The following is a 25,567-nucleotide window of genomic DNA, read 5'->3' as shown; positions in this document are numbered from 1 at the left end:
TCGTCTTAACCCCTCTTGCAGACACATTAAGATATATCTTAAGGTATATCTAACATGTAACGAGAGACGACAAACGATGAGAGACCACTCACACCACCATCCCCATCATCATCGCCCTCACTTCGGTGAACACGGCGACGGTCGCGATGGATTCGAACAACGCACTGGCCGGGAACGCGGCGGACGCGGCCCTCGGGTGTTTGCCCCGGGCGATCTGAAATTGCTGCTGTTGGCGTTGATTGCCGATCAGCCCTGCCACGGTTACGACCTGATCCGCCAGATCGAAGGCCTGTTCGATGGCGCCTACAGCCCGAGTCCGGGCGTGATTTATCCGACGCTGACCTTTTTCGAAGAAAGCGAATGGGTCATCGGTGACGCCCAAGGCGGCAAGAAGCGCTACCGGATCACCGAAGCCGGCCAGCAGTTTCTGGTCGAGCAGGCGGTTGCCCTCGACGGCGTGAAGATGCGCATCCAGGTCAGCAAACGTTCGCTGCGTGGGCACGACCGTCCGCCAGAAATTCACGAGGCTGTTCACAACCTGCGTCACGCCCTGCAAATGCACCACGGCCGCTGGACCCCGGAAGAAATCATCCGCGTGAGCGACCTGTTGAACGAAACCGCAAAAGCCGTCGCCGATGGCCCCCACACTGCTTCGGAGAAATCCGTATGAATGCACCGCAATCGATCCATCGCGTCACCCACGAAATCAAGCGCCGCAAACTCCAAGTGCTGCGCGTCAGCGACATCACCCCCCGCATGCGCCGCGTCACCCTGCATGGCCCGGAACTGACCGGTTTCATCAGCCTCGGCACGGATGATCATGTGAAACTGCTGTTCGCGACGACGCCGGAAGAACAGGCGGCGCTGGACAACTTCGTTCCCGGCCCAAGTGCATCAGACGGCCCGCGACCTGCGATGCGCGATTACACGCCTCGTCGTTACGACGCAGAAACGGGCGAGCTGGACATCGATTTCGTGCTGCACGGCGATGGCCCTGCCGCGACCTGGGCCGCGCAGGCTGAGGCGGGACAGTTTCTGTACATCGCGGGTCCACGGGGTTCGATGATTGTGCCGGACATGTTCGACAGCTATCTGCTGATCGGCGACGAAACCGCCCTGCCCGCCATCGCCCGCCGTCTTGAAGAACTGGCGAGCAATCGTCGAGCGCTGGTGGTGGTCGAGATAGAAGACGAGGCTGAGCGGCAGGCGTTGGTGAGCAAGGCGCAGGTCGAGGTGATTTGGTTGGTACGGGGCGAGCAAGACCTGCTTGAGGTCACGCGCCAACTGACCCTGCCCGAGGGTGATCTATACGCCTGGGTCGCAACGGAATCGACGCTGTCACGCAAGGTTCGCCGGGTGTTGCTCGACGAGTTCAAGCTCGATGAAGCGGCGGTGAAAGCTGCGGGTTACTGGCGTATTGCAGGTTCAGAGGAAGAGTAAGCACCACACATTTGTGGGAGCCGACTTGCTGGCCCCCACAATGTCCGTCAGTCTGACCTTGCGTGATCGATCAACCAAATCACTAACCCGATCCCCACAAACCCCGCCAATACACCGAACGCATTGATCAACGCGGGCTCGGTCCCCAACGTGCCGATGTCCAGAAACGGGTAGAGGTAATCACCGAACATGTTCCCGCGAAACAGCAGGTAACCAAAGTACAGCGTTGGGTATAGCATCCACATCAGCACATGCTTCAGGCGCAACTCACCTTTGTTGACGTACAGCCACCAATAGCCGAGAAACGCGAGGGGCATGACGTCGTGCAACAATTCGTCGGCAAGCTTCTGCCAGCCTTCCGGGCTCCACAAATGCCGCAGCAACACGTTGTAGGCGATGCCCACCAAGAGAATGCTGGTGGTGATGCCCGCGCACACGACAGGCGATCTGAAAAACCGGTGCCCGCTTGAATGCCGGTCCGTGATGGCGCAGGTCAAGGCGGTCGCCACCAGCGTGTTCGTCAGCACGGTGAAAAAACTTAAGAACTTCACCAAACCGCCGATCAGACTCGCCTGATCGGTCCATCGCCCCCAGAGAATCAGGTACAGCTGCACCGCCAGCGCGAACCAGCCGAGGAGCGCGGCGACGGTCGCGTAACGACGCTGACCGGGCGTGAGGTGCAATGTGGAGCTGTGCATTGTTTGATCGATCCTGGAAGGTGAAAGCGCTCGATCACCAACGTTTGGTGCGCGCCAGTTTCACGTACAGGGATTCGACCTTCTCCCGCGCCCAAGGTGTCTTGCGCAAAAACGTCAGGCTCGACTTGATGCTCGGATCGCTCTTGAAGCAACGGATATCAATTCGCTCCGCCAGTCCCGACCATTCGTAATGCTCGACCAGCCGGTTGAGGATCTGCTCCAGCGTTACGCCATGCAGCGGATTGTCGTTGGGTGTGGTCATGGCGGGCCTATGTGTCATCGGTGGGGAGTCATGTTCGCGAGGTGCGCACCTTAGCGGAGGTGCTGTTCAGTGTGAAGTACAAGTGCGCGTGTCACGCTTACAGACCGTGCGCGTCACCTCGGTCAGCGTCGCCAACCTACACAACCAATTCCAAAATGATTGCATTTTTATTGTTATGTTATAACACTAACAGGCTGAACACTTGAGTCTCACCCTGCCAAGGAAAATGCAGCATGTCCCGCTTCTCCAAATCCTCACTCTGGCGACTGACGCCGTTGGCCACTTCGCTGCTCATTGCCTCCCCGGTGTACGCCATCGAACTGGAACAACAAACCATCACCGCCAATCCGCTAGGCAGCGACCAGTTGGCATCGCCCAGCACCGTATTGACCGGCGATGAGTTAACCGTGCAACAGAAAGGCAGCCTCGGCGAAACCCTGAACAAGCAGCCAGGCGTGTCGTCGTCGTATTTCGGGCCGGGCGCCAGTCGGCCGATCATTCGCGGGCAGGACGGCGACCGGATTCGTCTGCTGCGTAACGGCGTCGGTGCGCTGGACGCGTCATCGCTGTCCTACGACCACGCGGTGCCGTTGGACCCGGTCAACGTTGACCGCATCGAAATCGTGCGCGGCCCGGCTGCCCTGCTCTATGGCGGCAGTGCCATCGGCGGCGTGGTGAACACCTTTGACAATCGCATCCCCACCGAGGCCATCGAAGGCATTCAGGGCGCGGGCGAATTGCGCTACGGCGGCGCCGACACCACGCGCAGCAGCGCGGGCAAGCTGGAAGCGGGCAACGGTACATTCGCCTTGCACCTGGACGCGAACGCGCGCGAGTTCAACGACCTGAAAATCCCCGGCTACGCCCGCACCGCCGATGAACGTGCTCGTGACCCGGAGGGCGGCGACAAGAAGCACCGACTCGGCAACAGCGACGGGCGTCAGGACGGCGGCGCTGTCGGTGGTTCCTACACGTGGGACGACGGTTACGCGGGGCTTTCCTACAGCAATTACGACTCCAACTACGGATCGCCCGCCGAACAAGACGTGCGCATACGCATGAAGCAGGACCACTACGCCTTCGCTTCAGAAATCCGCAACCTGTCGGGACCGTTCAGCTCGGTGAAGCTCGACGCCGGTTACACCGAATACAAGCACATGGAGATCGAGGACGGCGAAGTCGGCACCACGTTCAAGAACAAGGGCTACGAAGCCCGGGTCGAAGCGCGCCATCAGCCGATTGGCCCGCTCAACGGAGTGATAGGTGCCCAAGTAACGCGCACAGAATTCTCGGCGCTGGGCGAAGAAGCTTTCGTACCCCAGACCGATACCGATGCGGGTGCGCTGTTCATTCTCGAAGAGCTGCAAGCCACTGATCGTCTGAAGCTGAGTCTGGGCGGTCGCCTGGAACACACCACTGTTGATCCGGACGGCAAAGGCAACGAACGCTTCGCCAACGCGGATCGCTCCAGCAGCTTCACGGCAGGCAGCCTGTCTTCTGGCGCGGTCTACACCCTGACGCCGATCTGGTCGCTGGCCGCGACCTTGGGCTACACCGAGCGCGCCTCGACGTTCTACGAGCTGTACGCCAACGGCGCCCACGTCGCGACCGGTACTTATGAAGTGGGCGATGCCGGTCTGTCGAAAGAGAAAGCGGTCTCCAGCGACTTGGCGCTGCGCTTCGACAATGGCACGCACAAAGGCAGTGTTGGTGTGTTCTACAGCCACTTCTCCAATTACATCGGCTTGCTGGGAACAGGTCGTACGCTGAACGACGACGGCGAGGAAGATGCCGACGGGATTCCGGAATACACCTACTCCGGCGTGCGGGCGCGCTTTGCAGGATTCGAGGCGCAGGACCACTGGAAACTGGGCGAAAGCCGCTATGGAAAATTCGCGCTGGAGTTGTCGGGCGATTACACCCGCGCCACCAACCTCGACACCGGCGAAGCCCTGCCCCGTATCGCCCCGCTGCGCCTGAACAGCGGCCTGTTGTGGGAGCTGGACAAGTGGCAGGCGCGCATTGATGTCGAACATGCGGCGTCTCAAGGTCGCGTGCCGGACAACGAAACTGGCACCGACGGCTACACCACCCTCGGCGCAAGTGCAGGTTATAAGTTCAACGTCGGCGGCAGTCAGTGGCTGGCGTTCGTCAACGGCGAAAACCTGACCAACCAGACCGTGCGCTACGCCAGCTCGATTCTGCGCGACATCGCACCGGCGCAAGGCCGAAGCATTGAAGTGGGGTTGCGCACGACGTTCTGATAGTCGAGCGCTGACATTCAAACGACATAGAACCTGTGGGAGCGAATTCATTCGCGATGGGCCGTTCAGACGACGCATAGGTATCGCCTGTCCGATCTTTCGCGAATGAATTCGCTCCCACAGTTGGTCTCGCGTCAGGTCCCAAATATGGCCGAATACGCAAAACCCTATGGGTCCTGTATTCAGCACGGCTGCATAAAAATCTCAAAAAACTTATCTGTACGCTCACTGCAAGGGTTGACCACGCTCATCCGATCCGCAATGTCCGCGCAACCCTCACCCCATATAAGAGACAGCGCTACCCCATCTTTTCGGGACTGTTGCGTTAATCGTAACTATTCATGTCGCAAAATCGTCTTTTTAAAAATTCGTTAGCCCCCTATCATCGCGCCACTCATAAAGCTGAAACGTTTAATCCGTCGATCTGTCAATCAATGCCACGCGACGTATCGACGCAGCAACCGCCTGCGCCGAATCCACATCACCAAGAAGAACTCATCACCCATGCCTGCTCATTCGAAACGTTGCCCCCGTCTTCGCCCCTTTCATCATCACCACGCATTGGGGCTTGCGGCCCTGAGCCTGGCGACGTGCGCTCAGGCGACGCCCGCGTTCGACAGCGAGTCGCCGTGGATGCTGGGGGATTGGGGAGGCAAGCGCACCGAGCAGTCGCAACAGGGTTATGACTTCAAGCTGGACACTGTGGTAGAAGTCGGCTCGAACCTGCACGGCGGCTACGATCACGACAAGGCGACCCGCTACGCCGACCAATTTGCCCTCGGCGCGCACATGGACCTGCAAAAGATCTTCGGCTGGCACGACGCCGAATTCCAGGTCACGCTGACCAACCGCAACGGCGACAACATCAGCAACGACCGCGTCGGCGACCCGCGTGTGGGCACGATCTCGTCGTCCCAGGAAGTCTGGGGCCGAGGCAATATCACGCGCCTCACCGACCTCTGGTATCAGCAGAAATTTCTCGACCAGAAACTGAGCGTCAAAGTCGGCCGTTTCAACGAAGGGGAAGATTTCAACACCTTCCCCTGCGACTTCCAGAACCTGGCGTTGTGCGGCTCGCAGGTCGGTAACTGGGGCGGCGGCATCTGGTACAACTGGCCCGTCAGCCAATGGGCGATGCGGGTCAAATACCAGCTCACCTCCGAACTCTTCGTGCAAGTGGGCGCGTTCGAACAGAACCCGTCGAACCTGGAAAACGACAACGCCTTCAAGCTCAGTGGCAGCGGGACCCAGGGCGCGGTGCTGCCGGTCGAGCTGGTCTGGTCACCGAAGGTCAACGACCTGCCGGGCGAATACCGCCTCGGTTACTACTACAGCACCGCCGACAGCACCGACGTCTACAAAGACAGCCGTGGTCGCTATGCCGCGCTAAGCGGCGAAAACTATGCCTCGTCGTCGAGCAAACACGGCATGTGGCTGACCCTGCGCCAACAAGTGACAAGCCAGGCCAGCGACAACAGCCGTGGTTTGAGCCTGTTCGCCAACGGCACCCTCCATGACAAAAAGACCAACATGATCGACAACTACGTCGCATTGGGCGCCACCTACACCGGCCCGTTCGACGCGCGTCCCAAAGACGACCTCGGTCTGGCGGTCGGCCGCATCCACGTCAACCCGGCGTACCGCAAGAACACCCATCTGCTGAATCAGGCCAACGACATCAGCGACTACAACGACCCGGCCTTCTTGCCTGTGCAAGACACCGAATACAACGCCGAGCTGTATTACGGCGTGCATGTCGCCAACTGGCTGACCGTGCGGCCCAACCTGCAATTCATCCGCCATCCAGGCGGTGTGAATCATGTAGACGACGCGCTGGTGGCCGGTCTGAAGATCCAATCCTCGTTCTGATCGGCCTCTTTAATCTTTCTGTATCCCTGTTGAGGAACTAGCGTTAAGGCCCTGGCTTCCAAGCCTCAACGCTACAACGGATTTAGCGTCAACCACTTAATCGTTACGGAGTACGACACTATGAGCACTGACGGTGCTTTCGGTAAGGGTCGCCTGCTGCCGAGCTTGCTCGGACTGGTGATTCTGATCATGGGCCTGGCCTTGCTGGCCGGGGGTATCAAGCTGCTGACACTGGGCGGGTCGCTGTACTACCTGCTGACCGGGATCGGCTTCATCATCACCGGCATTCTGCTGATTCAGGGCCGTCGTTCGGCACTGGGTCTGTTTGCGCTGGTGCTGTTCGCGAGCACGGTCTGGGCGCTGTGGGAAGTCGGCCTGGATTGGTGGCAACTGGTGCCACGTCTGTCGCTGTGGTTCGTGCTCGGCATCGTGATGCTGCTGCCATGGTTCCGCCGCCCGGTCCTGCGCGGCCAGCCTGGCGGTCTGCCGACCGTGGCGCTGAGCATCGCTGTCGTCCTGGCCGGCCTGACCGCCATCGCCAGCCAGTTCACCAGCCCCGGTGAAATCAAAGGCACGCTGGACCGCGATGACGCGGGCGTGGCGTACGACCCGCAGCCGATGCCCGATGGCGACTGGCAGGCGTATGGTCGCTCCGAACACGGCAACCGTTACTCGCCGCTGAAGCAGATCACCCCTGCAAACGTCGGCAAGCTCCAGGAAGCCTGGCGCATTCGCACGGGTGATCTGCCCAGCGCCGAAGACCCGGTCGAGCTGACCAACGAGAACACGCCGCTGAAGGTCAACGGCATGGTCTACGCCTGCACCCCGCACAGCAAAGTGCTGGCGCTGGACCCGGACACCGGCAAGACCATCTGGTCGTACGATCCGCAGATTTCCAAGGAAGGCGCGAAGAACTTCACCGGTTGGGCGCACATGACCTGCCGTGGCGTTTCGTACTATGACGAAGCGGCCTACGCCAAATCCGACGTCGGCGCCTCAGCCGCAGCGCTGTCAGCTGCTGGCACCGCGATTGCTGCGTCCTGCCCGCGTCGTCTGTACCTGCCGACTGCCGACGCCCGCCTGATCGCGCTGAACGCCGACACCGGTAAAGTCTGCGAAGACTTCGCCAACAAAGGTGCCATCGACCTGCGTGCCAACATCGGCCCGTTCACCGCCGGGGGTTACTACTCCACCTCGCCTGCGGCGATCACGCGCAACCTGATCATCATCGGCGGCCACGTGACCGACAATGAGTCGACCAACGAGCCATCGGGTGTGATTCGCGCCTACGACGTGCACGACGGCAAGCTGGTGTGGAACTGGGACCCGAACAACCCGGACGCCACGGCTCCTATCGCGGCCGATCAGTTCTACTCGCGCAACGCGCCGAACATGTGGTCGCTGGCCAGCGTCGACGAGAAATCGGGCCTGGTCTTCCTGCCGCTGGGCAACCAGATGCCTGACCAATACGGGGGTGACCGCACCCCTGGCGCCGAGAAATTCAGCGCCGGTCTGGTCGCGCTGGACGTCAACACCGGCAAGGTGCGCTGGAATTACCAGTTCACCCACCACGACCTGTGGGACATGGACGTACCGAGCCAGCCAACGCTGATCAACCTGAAAACCAAGGACGGCGTGAAGCCGGCCGTGATTCAGCCGACCAAGCAAGGCAGCCTGTACGTGCTGGACCGTCGTGACGGCACCCCGATTGTGCCGATCGACGAAGTCCCGGCGCCGACCGGTGCCGCGCAAGGCGACCACACTTCGCCGACCCAGGCCCGTTCGCAACTGAACATGCTGCCGCCCGAGCTGACCGAGAAATCCATGTGGGGCGCGACCGCGTTCGACCAGATGCTCTGCCGCATTCAGTTCAAGGAGCTGCGTTACGAAGGTCAGTACACGCCGCCGTCTGAACAGGGGAGCATCATCTACCCGGGCAACGTGGGCGTGTTCAACTGGGGCGCCGTGTCGGTGGACCCGGTGCGCCAGCTGATGTTCACCAGCCCGAACTACATGGCCTTCGTCTCCAAGCTGGTGCCACGCGCCAAGGTGGAAGCGGGCAGCAAGCGCGAAAGCGAAACCAGCGGCGTGCAGCCTAACACCGGCGCGCCATACGCCGTGATCATGCACCCGTTGATGTCGCAGATCGGCATGCCGTGCCAGGCGCCATCGTGGGGTAACGTTGCCGCAGTGGACCTGACCACCAATCAGGTGGTGTGGAAACACAAAAACGGCACCAGCCGCGACAACACGCCAGTGCCTATCGGTCTGCCAGTGGGCGTGCCGAGCATGGGTGGTTCGATGGTGACTGCCGGTGGCGTTGGCTTCCTGGCCGGTACGCTGGACCAATACCTGCGCGCCTATGACGTGAAAACCGGCAAAGAGCTGTTCGCCGGGCGTCTGCCAGCAGGCGGCCAAGCGACCCCGATGACCTACACCGGCAAAGATGGCAAGCAATACGTGCTGATCGTTGCAGGCGGCCACGGCTCGCTGGGCACCCGAATGGGCGACTACATCATTGCCTACAAGTTGCCGGAGTGATCGGTTAGCGCAGCCATGATGTGAATGAAAAAGGCGGTCATCGAGAGGTGACCGCCTTTTTCATTCGGGTCCCCCACTCAAGCCTCGCGCTGTACCTGTGGGGCGGCCGGAGCGGTGAGACTCCCGGAACGCGATCAGACGACCGCGGAGTGTCAGGCAACTGAGGTATGGCTGATCCACCACGTTCGCTGCCGTCGTTCCTCCGGCGTCTCCCACAGGTACACCGTCGGGTCCAAAATCTGCGGTACACGCCGAACCGACGCGTTCTGGTCGTCAGTCAAGCCCCGCTCGTGCGCACGCCATACATCACGTGGGAGACGCCGGAGGAACGACGGCAGCGAAGACGGCATGTATGGCAACTCATCTGTAACTGATCCACCACGTTCGCAGCCGGCGCCGCGCTACTTCTCGATCACTTCGCCACGCTGCGGCGCCAATCGGGCGATCAGCCGATTCTGTGTCGGCACCGGGATATGCTGCTCATCCATTGCGTCGATCAAATTCTCCACCAGTGCATTGAAATCGCTCCGACTGATGTTCATGCCTTTATGGACTTCAGGCAGCGGGTCCCCCGAATAGGTACACGGCCCACCGGCCTCCACGCAGAACTTCTCCACCAGTTTGTCCCGCGCGCGAACGATGTCGACCTTGGCGAAATACTTGTAGATCCTCTCGTCCTGGGCGACATGCAACAGCATCCCCTCGACGATCCTTTGAATCCCGGCACGCTCACCCAACGCGTGATAGAGGCTGTCATCCTTGGGCGGTTGTTGAGCGCACCCAACCAGCAGAGCCAGTCCCCACATCCCCAACCACTGCAAAGGCCGCCTCATCAGAAGCTCCCCTGCACAGACAAGTAGGTGCCGTTCTGGTTATCCAGCGTGGCGATTTCACCCAGACGCGCGTAGGCCAGCACCACCGACACGTGCTTGTTCGGGAACCAGCCGACAAAGGCGTCAGCCCAATCGCTCTCACCGGCAAACGATAGATTGTCCGGCTTCTCGCGGTACTCCACGCCCACGGCCCAGCGCGGGTTGAAGAGCATGACCACTGAGCCTTCCTTCAAAACACTGCGGGTGTCGCGGCGGTCGCCGCCGAACCCCAGCAGACCGGTTTCATTGGCCCGGCTGTAACGCACGCCACCGTTGACCACCACGTTGTAGCCAAACGCTGCGCCCATGAACAATCGGCTGGCGGTCAAATAGCCTTCCACGTCGGAATCGCGTTTCGCCCCGACCAGGCTGGGGATCAGGAAATCGTTCTGATGTTTGTATTCGAGGCCCAACGAGACTTGCGGCAATTGGTCATAAATCAGGTCACCAAACAGACGCACCTTGACCCCGAAAATGTCTTGGGTGAGGTTGTCTTCCGGCAGGCTGAGTTTGTGGACCAGCGAGCCCAAGTCAAATCGCTGATGGGCGTAGGACACTTCCACGCGATTGCCGTAGGACGCTGCCATACCCGCGACGTCCAGCGTGTAGTCCGGAAGGTTGATATGGGTGCCGAACAGGTTCGCCCCCCATTCGCCTTTCTCGTCGTAATTGCCAATCACCGCCCACGGGATGATCCCGCCGCCCGCCGCGCCTTCGATGCTGCTCGCACCCCCGGTCGCAATCAGGCGCCCCTGCTCGGCCTCGACCACCGGCGCAATCACGCCACCGGCACCGCCTACCACACTTGCTAACACCACACGGCTGAAAACAGCCGAGAGACGACGTGTCATAACCTTGAACCCGATCAGTGAATCATCATGCTGGGTGAACTGTGAGCCTTGGCAATCCAGGCCTCGAATGCCACCGCCGTGAGCGGGCGGCTGATCAAATAACCCTGTGCCGTATCGCAGTGCCACCGCTCCAACAGCCGCAGGCTGTGTTCGTACTCGACACCTTCGGCGACCACCTTCAGCCCCAGGTTGTGGCTCATTTCGATGGTGGAACGGACAATCACCGCGTCCTCGCTCGTCTCATCGAGATTGCGCACGAAGGACTGGTCGATCTTCAGTTCCTGCACCGGCAGCCGCTTGAGGTGCGCCAGTGAAGAGTAGCCGGTGCCGAAGTCATCCACCGACAGACTGATGCCGCATTCGCGCAGGCGATTGAGCACCTTCAAGGCATGCTCTGGCTCGCGCATCACGGCGCTTTCGGTGATCTCGAATATCAGTTGTTCGGCGGGTACGCGGTACAGCTTGAGCAGATCCGACACACGGTCCGCCAGATCACCACTGAGCAGGTCGTCCGCCGAAATGTTCACCGACAGCTGCACGTGCAGGCCACGGCGCCCCCATTCTGCCAACTGACGCATCGCTTCCTCGATCACCCAGTTGGTCAGCAGTTGAATGCTGCCGGTGCGTTCGGCCAACACAATGAATTCGGCGGGCGAAACGTTTCCAAACTGCGGATGCTGCCAGCGCAGCAAGGCCTCGGCCTGACGCGTGCGACCGTTGCGGATGTCCAGTTTCGGCTGGTAATGCAGCATCAGCTCGCCGTTACGGGCCGCATGGCGCAGGTCGCGAATCAGGCTGATCTGACGCTGATGCGCCAGGTCGCGGCCGTCTTCGTAGACTTGCAGACGACCCGGCATCTGGGTGGCGTCCTGACGGGCAATCGAAGCGCGCCTGACCAGTTCGGACGGCGAGTCACCGTTGGCGGGATACGCGGCAATACCGATGCAGGCGTCCAGCGAAATATCATGATCGTGAATGCGTTGCGGTTTCAGGAGCAGACGCTGCAAGCGGTCGGCCACGGCAACAGCGCTGTCCACTTCGGCATTGTGGACCAGCAACAGAAATTCATTGCCCGACAAACGCGCCACGGTATCGCCGGGGCGCAGCGGCAGTTGCAATTGCTCGCCCATCACTTGCAGCAACTTTTCAATGCCTTCCGGGCCGATGCTGTCGTTGATCGCACGGAAATTCTCGATCCCCAGGTACAGCAGAGCCACGGCCCGCTCGGCCGCAATCGCACTGCCCAGACGCTCCATCACCAGCGCCCGGTTGGGCAGGCCGGTCAAGCCATCGTGCAGCGCGTTGTGCGCCAGTTGCTGCTCACGTTCGGCGATGCCGCTTTGCATCGAATTGATCGCGCCCGCCAGCAAACCCAGTTCATCACTGCGTTCAAGAGTCACCGGCGTGCCGTAGTCGCCTTCGCCAATGCGCTCGGCGGCCAGGGCCAGGGCACGAACCGGATGCGACACGCTGCGCGCCAGCAATAACGCGCCAATCAGCGAGCCGGCCAACGCCACGAGGGTGATCCAGAACAGCTTTTCATCCAGCGGCGCGAAGGCTTGCATGGCCTGATCGAGCGGGCTTTGCAGCAGCGCCACGACCTGATCGCCATTACTGTCGCCCGTGTTGCCCAATTCCAGACGTTTGCTGAGAAAGCTTTGGTTGCCGTGTTCGGTCATCACCATCTGGCCGCGATCGGTGCTGAGCATCACCCCGCGAAGGCTGTCGTACAAAGGCTGCGGCTGGGTGCTGATGATTTGCCCCGGCAACCGATGCACCACCGACAGAAACGAGACTTGCAGACCGCTGAGCGAGCGCAGTTCCTGGGCGAGGTCATCATCCATGCTGAAACCCATGACCACGCGAGCAATGGGCAGCGGCGCCATGACGGTGCTTTCGACCAGCAAGTGCGGTTTGCCCTGCAACGGCACGATCAGCATCGACTGGTTATGGGACTTCAGGTCGCGCAACGCCTGGGTGTACGGAAACGGCGAGCCTTCGGGAATCTGCTCGACCGTGCTGGAGAGCACCTTGCCGTCCATGCCCAGCAGGAACATGTCATTGGCGTTGATGCGTGCTCCGTGATTCTGCAGGACCGAGCGGATGGTCGCCGAGTCCGCCGACGCCACCGCGTCGCGGAAACCGAAGTCGCTGGACAGCAGTTGCACGGCGTCGCGCAACCGTTTGCCGCGCATCTCCAGCAAACCCTCGAACACTCGCGTACCCACGTCCAGTTGAGCCTGGGCCTGTTTGCGCACAGCATCCTGCGTCGCGGCCCGGACGGCCACGAACACGGCGCTGACCACGATCAACAACAGCAGGATCAGCACGCCGGCAATGCGTGCCTGAAAGCTAATTCGTCGTTTCATTCATGGGCGGCTTTATGAAAGGCATCGCCGAACGCGCTGGGCGGTGGCGTTGCAGGCATGTCATCACCCTTGGGCTGCACGGTAACGCTGAAACGCTTGTGCAGACCCGCGGCCGGAATGTCGATTTCGCCTCCTGGCACAGGCTGCATGTCAGGCGCCTGTGGATGCCACAGCGTCGCCACATAGTGGCCTGCAGGCATTTGGTCGAGAGTCAGCGTGCCTTTGTCATTGCTCACGCCGAACCAGGGATCGTCAGTCACGTAAACATAGCCGAGCATCCAGTCGTGGATGTTGCAGCCCAGTACGACCACGCCAGGCTTGTCGAACAGCACAGGCTCAGACGGCGTGCCGCCATACAGACGCAATTCGAAACGTTTGGCGGGGGAAAAGGAGTACACCTGGTGACGAATGTCGTCGCTGTTGGGGAATTTGATCTGCGTGCCGGTGCGCACGGCCAAGACATGCGGCGCGAAACGCTGGTCGCGTTGGTCCATGTCGGCCTTGGGCGCAGGATCGGGTTTGCCCGCCGGGCCCTGAAGGGTCAGCACCACATCGCTCAGCGATTTACCCTGCGCGTCGACGAATTCGGCAGTCAGGGTGGCGGCGTAGGCAGCCGAGCTCAAAAAAAGAGAGGCAGCCACCAGCAACGATGAGACAACAGGCTTCATACGCAGAATCCAGAACGCTTGGTCGGTGAAAAAAAAGCGCCGGCCCTGGCAATACATTGCTACGTCCCCACGAGATTAACCGGCGCTTACCGGAAGATCACGCGATAAAAACAGGCACAACGCCATCATACATGGCTAACCGATGAAAGGCATAAATCGCACAGATCTTCCAATCGACCTCCATATTCAATGCTATCGACCATAACTATTGAAACCTGAGCCCCACCGCCCCATCTAAGCCTCATCTCCATTCATGCAGGTGCCCCATGAGCGACCAGCAAGCAGACAGCACTCATTCGTCCGATGACGACCACGAACACGAAGTCATCGGCTCAGATCGCAAAAGCCTCGCCCTGCCCGGCCAGAACCTTCCGGACCAGGTCTACATCATCCCGATTCACAACCGCCCGTTCTTCCCGGCACAAGTCCTGCCTGTCATCGTCAACGAAGAGCCGTGGGCCGAAACCCTGGAGTTGGTGAGCAAATCCGATCACCACTCGCTCGCCCTGTTCTTCATGGACACGCCCCCCGACGACCCGCGCCATTTCGACACCAAGGCCCTGCCCGAATACGGCACGCTGGTGAAGGTGCACCACGCCAGCCGCGAAAACGGCAAACTCCAATTCGTCGCCCAGGGCCTGAGCCGTGTGCGCATCAAGACCTGGCTCAAGCACCACCGCCCACCGTTTCTGGTGGAAGTCGAATATCCGCATCAGCCCAACGAGCCGACCGACGAGGTCAAGGCTTACGGCATGGCGCTGATCAACGCGATCAAAGAACTGCTGCCGCTCAACCCGCTGTACAGCGAAGAACTGAAGAATTACCTCAACCGCTTCAGCCCCAACGACCCGTCGCCGCTGACCGACTTCGCCGCTGCCCTGACGTCTGCCAAAGGCAACGAGCTGCAGGAAGTGCTGGATTGCGTGCCTGTGCTCAAGCGCATGGAAAAAGTCCTGCCGATGCTGCGCAAGGAAGTCGAAGTCGCGCGCCTGCAGAAAGAAATCTCCGCCGAAGTGAACCGCAAGATCGGCGAGCACCAGCGCGAGTTTTTCCTGAAAGAACAGCTCAAAGTCATTCAGCAAGAGCTGGGTCTGACCAAAGACGACCGCAGCGCCGACATCGAACAGTTCGAGCAGCGTCTGGAAGGCAAGACCTTACCGCCTCAAGCCCGCAAACGCATTGATGAAGAGCTGAACAAACTCTCGGTGCTGGAAACCGGCTCGCCGGAATACGCTGTCACCCGTAACTACCTTGATTGGGCCAGCTCGGTGCCGTGGGGAGTTTTCGGCGAAGACAAGCTGGACCTGAAACACGCGCGCAAAGTGCTGGATCAGCACCACGCCGGGCTTGATGACATTAAAAGCCGCATCCTCGAATTCCTGGCGGTCGGTGCCTACAAGGGTGAGATCGCAGGCTCCATCGTGCTGTTGGTCGGCCCGCCGGGCGTGGGTAAAACCAGCGTCGGCAAGTCGATCGCCGAATCTCTGGGGCGTCCGTTCTACCGTTTCAGCGTCGGCGGCATGCGCGACGAGGCCGAAATCAAGGGCCACCGCCGCACCTATATCGGCGCCCAGCCGGGCAAGCTGGTACAGGCGCTGAAAGACATGGAAGTGATGAACCCGGTCATCATGCTCGACGAAATCGACAAGATGGGTCAGAGCTATCAAGGCGACCCGGCGTCGGCGCTGCTGGAAACCCTCGACCCGGAACAGAACGTCGAATTCCTCGACCACTATCTGGACCTGCGTCTGGACCTGTCGAAAGTGCTGTTCGTCTGCACCGCCAACACCCTCGACTCGATCCCCGGCCCGCTGCTCGACCGGATGGAAGTGATTCGCCTGTCGGGTTATATCACCGAAGAAAAACTCGCCATCGCCAAGCGCCACTTGTGGCCGAAACAGTTGGATAAGGCCGGTGTCTCGAAAAACAGCCTGACCATCAGCGACAGCGCCCTGCGCGCCGTGATTGATGGCTACGCCCGCGAAGCCGGTGTGCGGCAGTTGGAAAAACAGCTGGGCAAACTGGTGCGCAAGGCCGTGGTCAAGCTGCTGGACAACCCGGACACCGTGGTCAAGATCGGCCCGAAAGACCTGGAAGCCTCGCTTGGCATGGCGGTGTTCCGCAACGAGCAAGTGCTGTCGGGCACCGGCGTCATTACCGGGCTGGCCTGGACCAGCATGGGCGGCGCGACCCTGCCGATCGAAGCGACCCGCATCCACACCCTTAATCGCGGCTTCAAGCTGACCGGGCAACTGGGCGATGTGATGAAGGAATCTGCGGAAATCGCCTACAGCTATGTCAGTTCCAATCTGGCGAAATTTGGTGGTGACAAAGGCTTCTTCGATGAAGCGTTCGTTCACCTGCACGTGCCGGAAGGCGCCACGCCGAAAGACGGCCCTAGCGCGGGCGTGACCATGGCCAGTGCCCTGCTCTCGCTGGCTCGCAACCAGGCACCGAAAAAAGGCGTGGCCATGACCGGCGAGCTGACCCTCACTGGGCACGTGTTGCCGATTGGCGGGGTTCGGGAAAAAGTGATCGCGGCGCGTCGGCAGAAGATCTTCGAACTGATCCTGCCCGAAGCCAACCGCGGCAACTTCGAAGAACTCCCCGATTACCTCAAGGAAGGCATCACCGCGCACTTCGCCAAACGCTTCTCGGACGTGGCGAAGGTGCTGTTCTAAGCACCCGCCCCCCCGCTTTCACAGGCTAGATGCAATACCTGTGGGAGTGAGCTTGCTCACGAAAGGACCAGGCCTGTAGGAGTGAGCTTGCTCGCGATGGCGACTGGTCAGTCTCCTCGACAGCGACTGACCTGCCGCCATCGCGAGCAAGCTCACTCCTACAGGGTTTCAGCAATGTCTTCTTCGGTTATGCTCAGCCCCATGTCGCCTACGACCGGAGCCCTCATGACCCTTGCCCGCCTGCTTGTCCCACTCAGCCTGGCCCTGCTGGCCGCCTGCGCCCAGCAACCCAAACAGATCGTCTCCCTTGAAGACCAGAAAGACTGCCCGATCACCCTCACGACCGGCCAGACCCTCATGCTCATGCTCCCCAGCAATCCCACCACCGGCCATCGCTGGTTGATGCAGAACCCCGCCCCCTCGATTCTCAACGCCCTCGGCCCGGAAGTCTTCAACACCCCGGAAGCGGTCAATATGGTCGGCACCTCGGGGCAGTCGGTCTGGCGTTACAAGGCCGCCAATGCGGGGACGGGCCATTTGATGATGGTGTATCAACAACCCTGGGCGCCGGAAGTACGGCCGGAGCGCACGTTCGATTGCGCGATCACGGTGAAATGACGCTTCAAACCGAACGATGAGTTGAGGTTTCGGCATCGCGACACAATCGCTAAAATGCCGCACTTTTCGTTTTCCCTTCGGAACCGCCGTGAGCCAAGAACCCGACCGCCTATTCGCCCAACCGCTGGCCCAAGTGCCCGACTTCGCGTTCAACGAAGACGTGGTGCGGGTGTTCCCGGACATGATCAAGCGCTCAGTGCCCGGCTACCCGACCATCGTCGAGAACGTCGGTGTGCTCGCGGCGCAGTTCGCGCAGCCTCACAGCGTGCTGTACGACCTCGGCAGCTCCCTCGGTGCGGTCACGCAGTCCTTGCGCCGCCACGTGCGCACCGAAGACTGCCGCGTCATCGCCATCGACAACTCTACGGCGATGGTCGAACGCTGCCGCGAATACCTCAACGCGCAGGACTCCATGTTCCAGGAGCTGCTGCCGGTCGACGTGATCGAAGGCGACATCCTCGCCCTTGAGTTCCAGCCCGCCTCGGTCGTGGCGCTGAATTTCACCCTGCAATTCATTGCCCCCGAGCAACGTCTGGAACTGCTGGGTCGCATTCGCCAGGCGCTGGTGCCAGGCGGCGCGCTGATCCTCTCCGAAAAACTGCGTTTCGACGACGGCGAAGAACATGATCTGCTGACCGACCTGCATGTGGCGTTCAAACGCGCCAACGGCTACAGCGAGCTGGAAATCGCCCAAAAACGCAGCGCCATCGAAAACGTGATGAAACCCGACAGCCTCGACCAGCATCGCGAACGCCTGTTGGCCGCCGGTTTCTCCAAAGTCGTGCCGTGGTTCCAGTGCCTTAACTTCGCCTCGTTGATTGCCCTCCCATGATTGATCTCGCACCGCTCGTTCGCCGTCTGGCGGGCACACCTTTGTACGGCTGGGCCCAAGGCCTGCAGGCGCAACTTGACGCGAAAATGGAGAAAGGCCACGGCGATCTGGAACGCTGGCAAGGCGCTCTGAACGCACTGCCCGACCTGATCCCGAACCGCGTCGAGCTCAAGAATGATTTCACGCTGGAAGCCGATTGCGACGACGCCACCCGCGAGCAGACCCGAGCGGCCTTGATGGGCCTGTCGCCATGGCGCAAAGGGCCGTTCGACGTGTTCGGCGTGCACATCGACACCGAATGGCGCTCGGACTGGAAATGGTCGCGGGTCTCGCCGCATCTGGATCTGGTCGGCAAGCGCGTGCTGGATGTCGGCTGCGGCAACGGCTATTACCAATGGCGCATGCTCGGCGCCGGGGCGGACAGCGTGATCGGCGTTGACCCGAACTGGCTGTTTTTTTGCCAGTTCCAGGCGATGCAGCGCTACTTGCCCGACCTGCCGGCGTGGCACCTGCCGTTCGCGCTGGAAGACTTGCCTGCACGGCTGGAAGGCTTCGACACGGTGTTTTCGATGGGCGTGCTGTATCACCGCAAATCGCCCATCGACCATTTGCTGGCACTGAAGGATTGCCTGGTGAAGGGTGGCGAGCTGGTGCTGGAAACCATGGTCGTCGAAGGAGATGTGCACCAGGTGCTGGTCCCGGAAGACCGATACTCGCAGATGCGCAACGTGTGGTTCCTGCCCTCGGTGCCTGCGCTGGAACTGTGGCTGCGCCGCGCCGGGTTTGTCGATGTGCGCTGTGTGGACGTGAGCACCACCACCGTTGAAGAACAGCGCAGTACCGAATGGATGAAGTATCAGTCCCTCAGCGACTTCCTCGACCCCAATGACCCCAGTAAAACCGTGGAAGGTTTGCCTGCGCCACGTCGGGCGGTGATCGTAGGGCGCAAGGCCTGAACAGAGCCTGCGCAATACCGCTCTTCTGTAGGAGTGAGCTTGCTCGCGATCAGCCGTGTGTCAGACGATGTCTCCATGGTTGACACACCGCTGATCGCGAGCAAGCTCACTCCTACAGGTCTTGCGGTGGATCAATCCTTGCTGGCAGCCGCCGCCAGAATCAACGCTTTCATCTCCGACACCGCCGACTTGAACCCCACGAACAACGCGTGAGCCACCAGCGCGTGGCCGATGTTCAGCTCGTTGATGCCCTTGATCGCGGCGACCGCTTCCACGTTGTGGTAATGCAGGCCATGGCCCGCATTGACGATCAGGCCCTGCTGGATGCCAAACGCCACGCCGTCCGCAATACGCTGCAACTCTTCCGCCACCTCAGTCGGCGTTTCCGCATCGGCATAACGACCGGTGTGCAGCTCGATGGCGGGCGCGCCCACGCGGGCGGACGCTTCAATCTGGCGCTCGTCGGCGTCGATGAACAACGACACCTCACTGCCAATGGCCGACAAACGTTCCACTGCTGCCTTGATCCGCGCTTCCTGACCGGCGACATCGAGACCGCCTTCGGTGGTCAGCTCCTGACGGGTTTCCGGGACCAGGCAAATGTGCGCCGGACGAATGCGCTCGGCGAACGCCATCATCTCTTCGGTGACGCCCATCTCGAAATTCATGCGGGTCTGCAACACATCCTTGAGCAGCAGCACGTCGCGCTCCTGAATGTGACGACGGTCTTCACGCAGGTGAACGGTGATGCCATCCGCCCCCGCCTCTTCGGCATCCAGCGCGGCCTTCACCGGGTCGGGATAGCGGGTACCACGGGCCTGACGCAGGGTTGCCACGTGGTCAATGTTCACGCCGAGCAGAATGCGGGTGCTGTGGGTCACTTTGGTCTCCTGAAACGTGATCCGGACAGGCAACAGGCCTGTCGCTGAATAAAAAAGTCGTGTCGCTAGGGTTTGCGGAACAGCTCTCGACTCACCAGCGGGCGACCGCCCAGGTGCACGGCAAGCGCCTGACGCATCAGCCGTTTGGCAGCGGACAACGCACCCGGCGCGGTCCAGTCTGCTTCGGACATCGCCAACAGCTCGGCGCCCTGAAACAGACCGGGCTGGAACAGATACACCCGCTCAAGCCCGGCATCCACTTGCAAGCGGTACATGCCGTCGGCGGCCAGCGGGTCGCCATTGAGGTCCGCGTCGAGGGCAAAACCGTAACCCAAGTCGTCCAACAGGCGCCACTCGAAAGATCGTAATAAGGGTTCGAGCGCCCGACCTTCCGCCAGTGCCACCAGTGTCGCGGCGTAATGCTCGAACACGCCGGGATGGGGGTCTTCCGCAGGCAACAGGCGAATCAGCAGTTCATTGAGATAAAGGCCGCTAAACAGCGCGTCGCCTTCCAGCCAGGCCGCGATACCCGCACCTTCCATGCGCCCGACATTCTTCAGCTCGCCACGCCCGCGAAACTCGATTTCCAGCGGCACGAACGGCCGGGCCAGCGAGCCCGCCTTGCCCTTGGCGCTGCGCAACACGGCACGCAAACGCCCTTGCGGCGTGATGAAGTCCACCAGTGCGCTGTTTTCGCGATAGGCCCGGCTGTGCAGCACATAGGCGCGTTGGCCGACGGGTGGGGTTTGGGACATGGGTTTCTCAATCAACGAGCGCGGATGTCAGATCGCCGAATAACACTGTGGGAGCGAATTCATTCGCGAGAGGCCGGTACGGACGACATATCTGCATCGCCTGTACCATTTTTCGCGAATGAATTCGCTCCCACAGAACGGGCATCGGTGCGAGCCCTGATGCCGCGCAGAAGCGTCACCCTATTACAGGTCGCCGTAACCCAACGAACGCAACGCGCGCTCGTCATCGGACCAGCCGCCTTTGACCTTGACCCACAGGTTGAGCATCACTTTGGAATCGAACAGCACTTCCATATCGCGACGGGCATCGGAACCGATGCGCTTGATGCGCTCGCCCTTGTCGCCAATGATGATTTTCTTCTGGCCATCACGCTCGACGAGAATCAACGCGTGGATGTGCAAGGTCTTGCCCTGCTGCTTGAATTCTTCGATCTCGACCGTGATCTGATACGGCAGCTCGGCACCCAGCTGACGCATGATTTTCTCACGCACCAGTTCGGCGGCCAGGAATCGGCTGCTGCGGTCGGTGATCTGGTCTTCCGGGAAAAAATGATCGTTTTCCGGCAACTGCTCGGCGATGACTTTTTCCAGCGCGTCGAGGTTATGCCCCTGCTGCGCGGAAATCGGGATGATCTGCGCGTTAGGCAGTTGCTCCTGCAACCAGGACAGGTGCGGCATCAGATCAGCCTTGTCCTCGATGCGGTCGGTCTTGTTCAACGCGACGATCAGCGGGCCCGTCACGTATTGCACACGCTCCAGCACCATCTGGTCCTCGTCGGTCCACTTGGTGCGGTCCACCACGAAGATCACCACGTCGACGTCTTTCAACGCCGCCGAAGCGGTCTTGTTCATGTAGCGGTTGAGCGCCTTGTCACTGTTCTTGTGCATGCCGGGGGTATCGACGTAGATCGCCTGCACGGCGCCTTCGGTCTTGATGCCCAGCATGTTGTGACGAGTGGTCTGGGGCTTGCGCGAGGTGATCGCCAGTTTCTGGCCAAGGATGTGGTTCAACAGCGTCGACTTGCCCACGTTTGGCCGGCCAACGATGGCGACATAGCCACAGCGTGTTGCAATTGAATCAGTCATTGCCATTCTCCACACCCAGGGCAATAAGGGCTGCGGCTGCCGCTACCTGTTCGGCAATGCGACGGCTGACACCTTGTCCCCGGCTTTTTTCGTTCAGTAAGGTGATCTCGCATTCGACGAAAAACGTCCGGCAATGCGGCTCGCCCTGAATATCCACCACTTCGTAGCGCGGCAATTCACAGGCGCGGGACTGGAGGAATTCCTGCAGTCGGGTTTTCGGGTCTTTGTTGGTGTCCACCAGCGTCAGGCTGTCGAACTCGCTGGCCAGCCAGGACAGCACGCGTTCGCGCGCCATGTCCATGCCGGAATCCAGATAGATCGCGCCGATCAACGCTTCGAGGGCGTCGGCCAGAATCGATTCGCGACGAAAACCGCCACTTTTCAACTCCCCGGAGCCCAGTCGCAGGTATTCACCCAGATCGAAACCGCGGGCCAGCAAGGCGAGGGTCTCGCCCTTCACCAGACGTGCGCGCAAACGGGACAACTGACCTTCGCGGGCCTGCGGAAAACGCTCGAACAGCGCCTCGCCTGCCACGAAGTTGAGGATGGCATCACCGAGGAATTCCAGACGCTCGTTGTTGCGCCCGGCAAAACTGCGGTGGGTCAATGCCAGGACCATCAATTCCTGGTCCTTGAAGGTATAGCCGAGCTGACGCTCCAGGCGACTCAATGACACGCTCACGGTTTACCCACGCTGAATTCGCGGTCGAACTTGACCACCAGATCGATGTTCTGGATCAGTGGCTCACGCTGTTCGTATTTCAAATGGGCGAGGAACCTGTTGTTCTCCGTCGTCACGCTTAACGCCTTGTTCAAATCCAAATCCCGAATGTTGTTGACCTGCATGCCTTTGGCCACATAGTCATAAAACTCACTGCTGTTGTTGATATCCGCGGTCTTGTCCGTCCCCGCGGCCTCGATGATCTTTTTCAGCGACATGTAATCGAGGTAATGCGGCACCAGCTTGGCTGCAGTACTCGCGGCAAATGCAACGAGGGCCAGCAACACCAGCCACCCAATGAACGACAAGCCTTTTTGCGAACCGGCAGAAGTCATGTTTGCCCTCAAGAATAGTCCGTCCCTGCTGTCAGCAAGGTGAGCCCTGCAGCATAGCTCGCTGAAATGACATACGGCGCTGTGTCAGACAGCGCCGCATAAGTGTCACTTGATCAAGCCAACCCGTGAGAAATTCGGGAAGTGGCTCAGTTTCGGCTCCGGCCAGCTCATCCAGACGGCAAAGGCCTTACCGACGATGTTCTTGTCGGGCACCATGCCCAGCTCGTCCTTGGGAATATTGGGGTCATCCCAGTAACGGCTGTCGTTGGAGTTGTCGCGGTTGTCACCCATCATGAAGTAGTGACCCGCCGGCACCGTCCACTCGTGGTCAGGTGGCGCGCGGTAACGGCTCATCTCCTGACGGATCTGATGCTCCACCGCGCCCAGTTTTTCGTCATACAAATCGGCGCTGCCCAGCGTTCCTGGCTCTGAGCCTATGAGTTGCTTGGCGACCAACTGTCCATTGATGAACAACTGCTTGTCGTTAGTGTAGCGAATCACGTCGCCCGGGAGGCCGATGACACGCTTGATGTAGTTGACGTTCGGGTCGCTTGGGTAGCGGAACACCATCACATCGCCCCGCTGCGGGTCACTCACCGGGATCACCTTGAGGTCGATCACCGGCAGGCGAATGCCGTAGGAGAACTTGTTGACCAGGATGAAATCGCCCACATCGAGCGTCGGCTTCATCGAACCCGACGGAATCTGGAACGGCTCGACCAGAAACGAGCGCAGCAGCAGAACGATGAACAGCACTGGAAAGAACGATTTACCGTACTCGACGAGCAACGGCTCCTTGTTCAACTGCTCGACGACAGCGACATCCGGCTGGCTCACGCTGCCCTGATAATTCGCTATCGCGGTCCGCCGACGCGGCGCCAGTATGATCAGATCGAACAAGGCCAACAGACCGCAAACGAATACGGCAATGACCAACAACAGCGGGAAATTTAGTGACATAGGGCCTGACTATTCCAACCTGAGCACTGCAAGGAAGGCTTCCTGTGGAATCTCCACGTTACCGACCTGCTTCATGCGTTTCTTACCGGCCTTCTGCTTTTCGAGCAGTTTTTTCTTACGGCTTACGTCACCACCGTAACACTTGGCCAGTACGTTCTTTCTGAGCGCCTTGACGGTTGTACGCGCGATAATCTGGCCACCGATGGCGGCCTGGATTGCCACGTCGAACATCTGACGAGGAATCAGTTCTTTCATCTTTTCAGTCAACGCCCGGCCTTTATAAGCCGCGTTGTCCCGGTGCACGATCAGCGCCAGCGCGTCGACCTTGTCACCGTTGATCAGAACATCCAGCTTCACGAGGCTCGCCGACTGATAACGGTCGAAATGATAGTCCAGCGAGGCATAACCGCGACTGGTGGACTTCAAACGGTCGAAGAAGTCCAGTACCACTTCGTTCATTGGCAGATCGTAGGTCACTTGCACCTGTGTGCCGAGGAACAGCATGTCGTGCTGAACGCCACGCTTCTCGATGCACAGTGTGATGACGTTCCCCAGGTGCTCTTGAGGCACAAGGATGTTCGCCCGCACGATAGGCTCACGCATGTCTTCGATCGCGGAAAGATCCGGCAACTTCGACGGGTTATCGACGTAAATGGTTTCACCGGTCTTAAGCAGCAGCTCGAAGATTACGGTCGGCGCAGTGGTGATCAGGTCCAGGTCGTATTCGCGCTCCAGGCGCTCCTGAATGATCTCCATGTGCAGCATGCCGAGGAAGCCGCAGCGGAAGCCGAAGCCCAGTGCGTCAGAGCTTTCCGGGGTGTATTGCAGCGACGAGTCGTTCAGCGTCAGTTTCTGCAACGCTTCGCGGAAATCCTCGAAGTCGTCGGAGCTGACCGGGAACAGACCGGCGTAAACCTGTGGCTGAATGCGCTTGAAGCCGGGCAGCACTTCCACGTCCGGCGTCGAGCTCAGGGTCAGCGTGTCACCCACCGGCGCACCGTGAATGTCCTTGATACCGGCAATGATGAAGCCCACTTCACCGGCCTTCAGGTCAGCGGTCGCGGTATGTTTCGGGTTGAACACGCCCACGCTGTCGACCAGGTGCATCTTGCCGGTGGACTTGACGAGGATCTTGTCGCCCTTCTTGACGCGGCCATGACGTACGCGCACCAGGGAAACAACGCCCAGATAGTTGTCGAACCAGGAGTCGATGATCAGCGCTTGCAGCGGGTCTTCGATGTTACCCGTCGGCGCAGGGATGGTCTTGACCAGACGCTCCAGCACTTCGTCGACGCCCATGCCGCTCTTGGCGCTACAGGCCACGGCGTCGGTGGCATCGATGCCGATGATCTTCTCGATTTCGTCCTTGACGCGGTCCGGATCGGCTTGCGGCAAGTCCATTTTGTTCAGGACCGGCATGACTTCCAGGCCCTGTTCGATGGCGGTGTAGCAGTTGGCGACGGACTGCGCTTCCACGCCCTGACCGGCATCGACTACCAGTAGCGCGCCCTCACAGGCGGCCAGCGAACGGCTGACTTCATAGGTGAAGTCGACGTGGCCGGGGGTGTCGATGAAGTTCAGTTGGTAGGTGATCCCGTCCTGCGCCTTGTAATAAAGGGTGACGCTGTGGGCCTTGATCGTGATGCCGCGCTCACGCTCCAGATCCATGGAGTCAAGTACCTGGGCTTCCATCTCACGTTCGGTGAGGCCACCGCACATTTGAATGAAACGATCAGCCAGCGTCGACTTGCCATGGTCAATGTGGGCGATGATGGAGAAATTGCGGATATGACTCAAATCACTCACGGATCAACACTCGAAAAAGGTTGCAGGCAGACTGCCCGCCGAAAAATAGCCGGGAATTGTACCTGAAGGAAGGCTGGGGCGTCACGTTGCACACGAGGACAG

At 60.2% G+C, this 25,567-nt stretch carries 22 protein-coding genes; 9 read left to right on the top strand and 13 right to left on the bottom strand.

Going from position 1 to position 25,567, the window contains the following annotated elements; translation table 11 throughout:
• The first annotated feature begins 76 nt into the window (after positions 1–76).
• Together AAEO81_RS07090 and AAEO81_RS07085 are read left to right on the top strand one after the other, a co-directional pair.
• Positions 77–670 carry a PadR family transcriptional regulator gene (locus AAEO81_RS07090; RefSeq protein WP_341962504.1) on the top strand — a complete coding sequence of 198 codons (594 nt, stop codon included), beginning with the start codon at positions 77–79 and terminating at the stop codon, positions 668–670.
• A complete protein-coding gene (locus tag AAEO81_RS07085) occupies positions 667–1,440 on the top strand; it encodes a siderophore-interacting protein (RefSeq protein WP_341962502.1) in 774 nt (257 codons plus the stop codon). The genes AAEO81_RS07090 and AAEO81_RS07085 overlap by 4 nt, the downstream gene beginning before the upstream one ends.
• A gap of 47 nt (positions 1,441–1,487) precedes the next feature.
• Here the strand turns inward: AAEO81_RS07085 and AAEO81_RS07080 are convergent, their stop codons facing one another.
• Together AAEO81_RS07080 and AAEO81_RS07075 are read right to left on the bottom strand one after the other, a co-directional pair.
• Positions 1,488–2,138: a Pr6Pr family membrane protein gene (locus tag AAEO81_RS07080; protein ID WP_341962500.1), complete on the bottom strand. Its 651-nt coding sequence runs from the start codon at positions 2,136–2,138 to the stop codon at positions 1,488–1,490.
• A gap of 34 nt (positions 2,139–2,172) precedes the next feature.
• Positions 2,173–2,400: a VF530 family protein gene (locus tag AAEO81_RS07075; RefSeq protein WP_166596230.1), complete on the bottom strand. Its 228-nt coding sequence runs from the start codon at positions 2,398–2,400 to the stop codon at positions 2,173–2,175.
• 233 nt (positions 2,401–2,633) lie between these two features.
• Here AAEO81_RS07075 and AAEO81_RS07070 point away from each other — a divergent pair, with 233 nt between their 5' ends.
• From AAEO81_RS07070 to AAEO81_RS07060, 3 genes are all read left to right on the top strand, one after another.
• Positions 2,634–4,664, top strand: coding sequence for a TonB-dependent receptor (locus AAEO81_RS07070; protein WP_341962498.1), 2,031 nt, complete (start codon positions 2,634–2,636; stop codon positions 4,662–4,664).
• 504 nt (positions 4,665–5,168) lie between these two features.
• The gene (locus AAEO81_RS07065; protein WP_341962495.1) at positions 5,169–6,533 is read left to right on the top strand and encodes a carbohydrate porin; all 1,365 of its coding nucleotides are present in this window, start codon (positions 5,169–5,171) and stop codon (positions 6,531–6,533) included.
• A 120-nt stretch (positions 6,534–6,653) separates the two neighbouring features.
• Entirely contained in the window at positions 6,654–9,074 is a 2,421-nt protein-coding gene (locus tag AAEO81_RS07060; RefSeq protein ID WP_341962493.1) for a glucose/quinate/shikimate family membrane-bound PQQ-dependent dehydrogenase, read from the top strand.
• Positions 9,075–9,475: 401 nt separating this feature from the next.
• Here the strand turns inward: AAEO81_RS07060 and AAEO81_RS07055 are convergent, their stop codons facing one another.
• The 4 genes from AAEO81_RS07055 to AAEO81_RS07040 are packed head-to-tail and all read right to left on the bottom strand — an operon-like array spanning position 9,476 to position 13,834.
• The gene (locus tag AAEO81_RS07055; RefSeq protein ID WP_341962492.1) at positions 9,476–9,907 is read right to left on the bottom strand and encodes a group 1 truncated hemoglobin; all 432 of its coding nucleotides are present in this window, start codon (positions 9,905–9,907) and stop codon (positions 9,476–9,478) included.
• Positions 9,907–10,797, bottom strand: a complete 891-nt coding sequence (locus AAEO81_RS07050) for a DUF3034 family protein (RefSeq protein WP_341962491.1) — start codon at positions 10,795–10,797, stop codon at positions 9,907–9,909. Before AAEO81_RS07050 ends, AAEO81_RS07055 begins: the two co-directional genes overlap by 1 nt.
• A gap of 14 nt (positions 10,798–10,811) precedes the next feature.
• Positions 10,812–13,166 carry an EAL domain-containing protein gene (locus AAEO81_RS07045; protein ID WP_341962489.1) on the bottom strand — a complete coding sequence of 785 codons (2,355 nt, stop codon included), beginning with the start codon at positions 13,164–13,166 and terminating at the stop codon, positions 10,812–10,814.
• Positions 13,163–13,834 (bottom strand): methylamine utilization protein, encoded by a 672-nt coding sequence (locus AAEO81_RS07040; RefSeq protein WP_341962487.1) that lies wholly within the window; start codon positions 13,832–13,834, stop codon positions 13,163–13,165. Before AAEO81_RS07040 ends, AAEO81_RS07045 begins: the two co-directional genes overlap by 4 nt.
• 266 nt (positions 13,835–14,100) lie before the next feature.
• On the opposite strand from AAEO81_RS07040, the gene lon reads away from it, so the two are divergent.
• From lon to cmoB, 4 genes are all read left to right on the top strand, one after another.
• Entirely contained in the window at positions 14,101–16,515 is a 2,415-nt protein-coding gene (gene lon, locus AAEO81_RS07035) for an endopeptidase La (protein WP_166596222.1), read from the top strand.
• A 225-nt stretch (positions 16,516–16,740) separates the two neighbouring features.
• Positions 16,741–17,133 carry a protease inhibitor I42 family protein gene (locus AAEO81_RS07030; protein ID WP_341962485.1) on the top strand — a complete coding sequence of 131 codons (393 nt, stop codon included), beginning with the start codon at positions 16,741–16,743 and terminating at the stop codon, positions 17,131–17,133.
• Positions 17,134–17,221: 88 nt separating this feature from the next.
• Complete coding sequence (gene cmoA, locus AAEO81_RS07025) at positions 17,222–17,965, top strand: carboxy-S-adenosyl-L-methionine synthase CmoA (protein WP_341962482.1); 744 nt, start codon at positions 17,222–17,224, stop codon at positions 17,963–17,965.
• Positions 17,962–18,921 carry a tRNA 5-methoxyuridine(34)/uridine 5-oxyacetic acid(34) synthase CmoB gene (cmoB, locus tag AAEO81_RS07020; RefSeq protein ID WP_341962481.1) on the top strand — a complete coding sequence of 320 codons (960 nt, stop codon included), beginning with the start codon at positions 17,962–17,964 and terminating at the stop codon, positions 18,919–18,921. Before cmoA ends, cmoB begins: the two co-directional genes overlap by 4 nt.
• A gap of 131 nt (positions 18,922–19,052) precedes the next feature.
• Here cmoB and pdxJ read toward each other — a convergent pair whose 3' ends face one another.
• From pdxJ to lepA, 7 genes are all read right to left on the bottom strand, one after another.
• Entirely contained in the window at positions 19,053–19,802 is a 750-nt protein-coding gene (gene pdxJ / locus AAEO81_RS07015) for a pyridoxine 5'-phosphate synthase (RefSeq protein ID WP_166596218.1), read from the bottom strand.
• A gap of 65 nt (positions 19,803–19,867) precedes the next feature.
• On the bottom strand, positions 19,868–20,557 hold the full coding sequence (recO, locus tag AAEO81_RS07010; protein ID WP_341962478.1) for a DNA repair protein RecO: 690 nt from the start codon (positions 20,555–20,557) through the stop codon (positions 19,868–19,870).
• A gap of 183 nt (positions 20,558–20,740) precedes the next feature.
• Positions 20,741–21,643: a GTPase Era gene (era, locus tag AAEO81_RS07005; protein WP_166596216.1), complete on the bottom strand. Its 903-nt coding sequence runs from the start codon at positions 21,641–21,643 to the stop codon at positions 20,741–20,743.
• The gene (gene rnc, locus AAEO81_RS07000) at positions 21,636–22,325 is read right to left on the bottom strand and encodes a ribonuclease III (protein ID WP_166596215.1); all 690 of its coding nucleotides are present in this window, start codon (positions 22,323–22,325) and stop codon (positions 21,636–21,638) included. The genes era and rnc overlap by 8 nt, the downstream gene beginning before the upstream one ends.
• The gene (locus tag AAEO81_RS06995; RefSeq protein ID WP_166596214.1) at positions 22,322–22,699 is read right to left on the bottom strand and encodes a DUF4845 domain-containing protein; all 378 of its coding nucleotides are present in this window, start codon (positions 22,697–22,699) and stop codon (positions 22,322–22,324) included. Before AAEO81_RS06995 ends, rnc begins: the two co-directional genes overlap by 4 nt.
• Positions 22,700–22,804: 105 nt before the next feature.
• A complete protein-coding gene (gene lepB, locus AAEO81_RS06990) occupies positions 22,805–23,659 on the bottom strand; it encodes a signal peptidase I (RefSeq protein ID WP_341962476.1) in 855 nt (284 codons plus the stop codon).
• Positions 23,660–23,668: 9 nt separating this feature from the next.
• Positions 23,669–25,465 (bottom strand): translation elongation factor 4, encoded by a 1,797-nt coding sequence (lepA, locus tag AAEO81_RS06985; protein WP_166596212.1) that lies wholly within the window; start codon positions 25,463–25,465, stop codon positions 23,669–23,671.
• Between the last annotated feature and the right edge of the window lie 102 nt (positions 25,466–25,567).

The organism is Pseudomonas sp. RC10 (assembly GCF_038397775.1).
In the GTDB taxonomy this organism is placed as follows: Bacteria; Pseudomonadota; Gammaproteobacteria; order Pseudomonadales; family Pseudomonadaceae; genus Aquipseudomonas; species Aquipseudomonas bambusae.
Note: the sequence above shows the minus strand (reverse complement) of the source record. Positions and strands in the feature narration are given on the sequence as shown.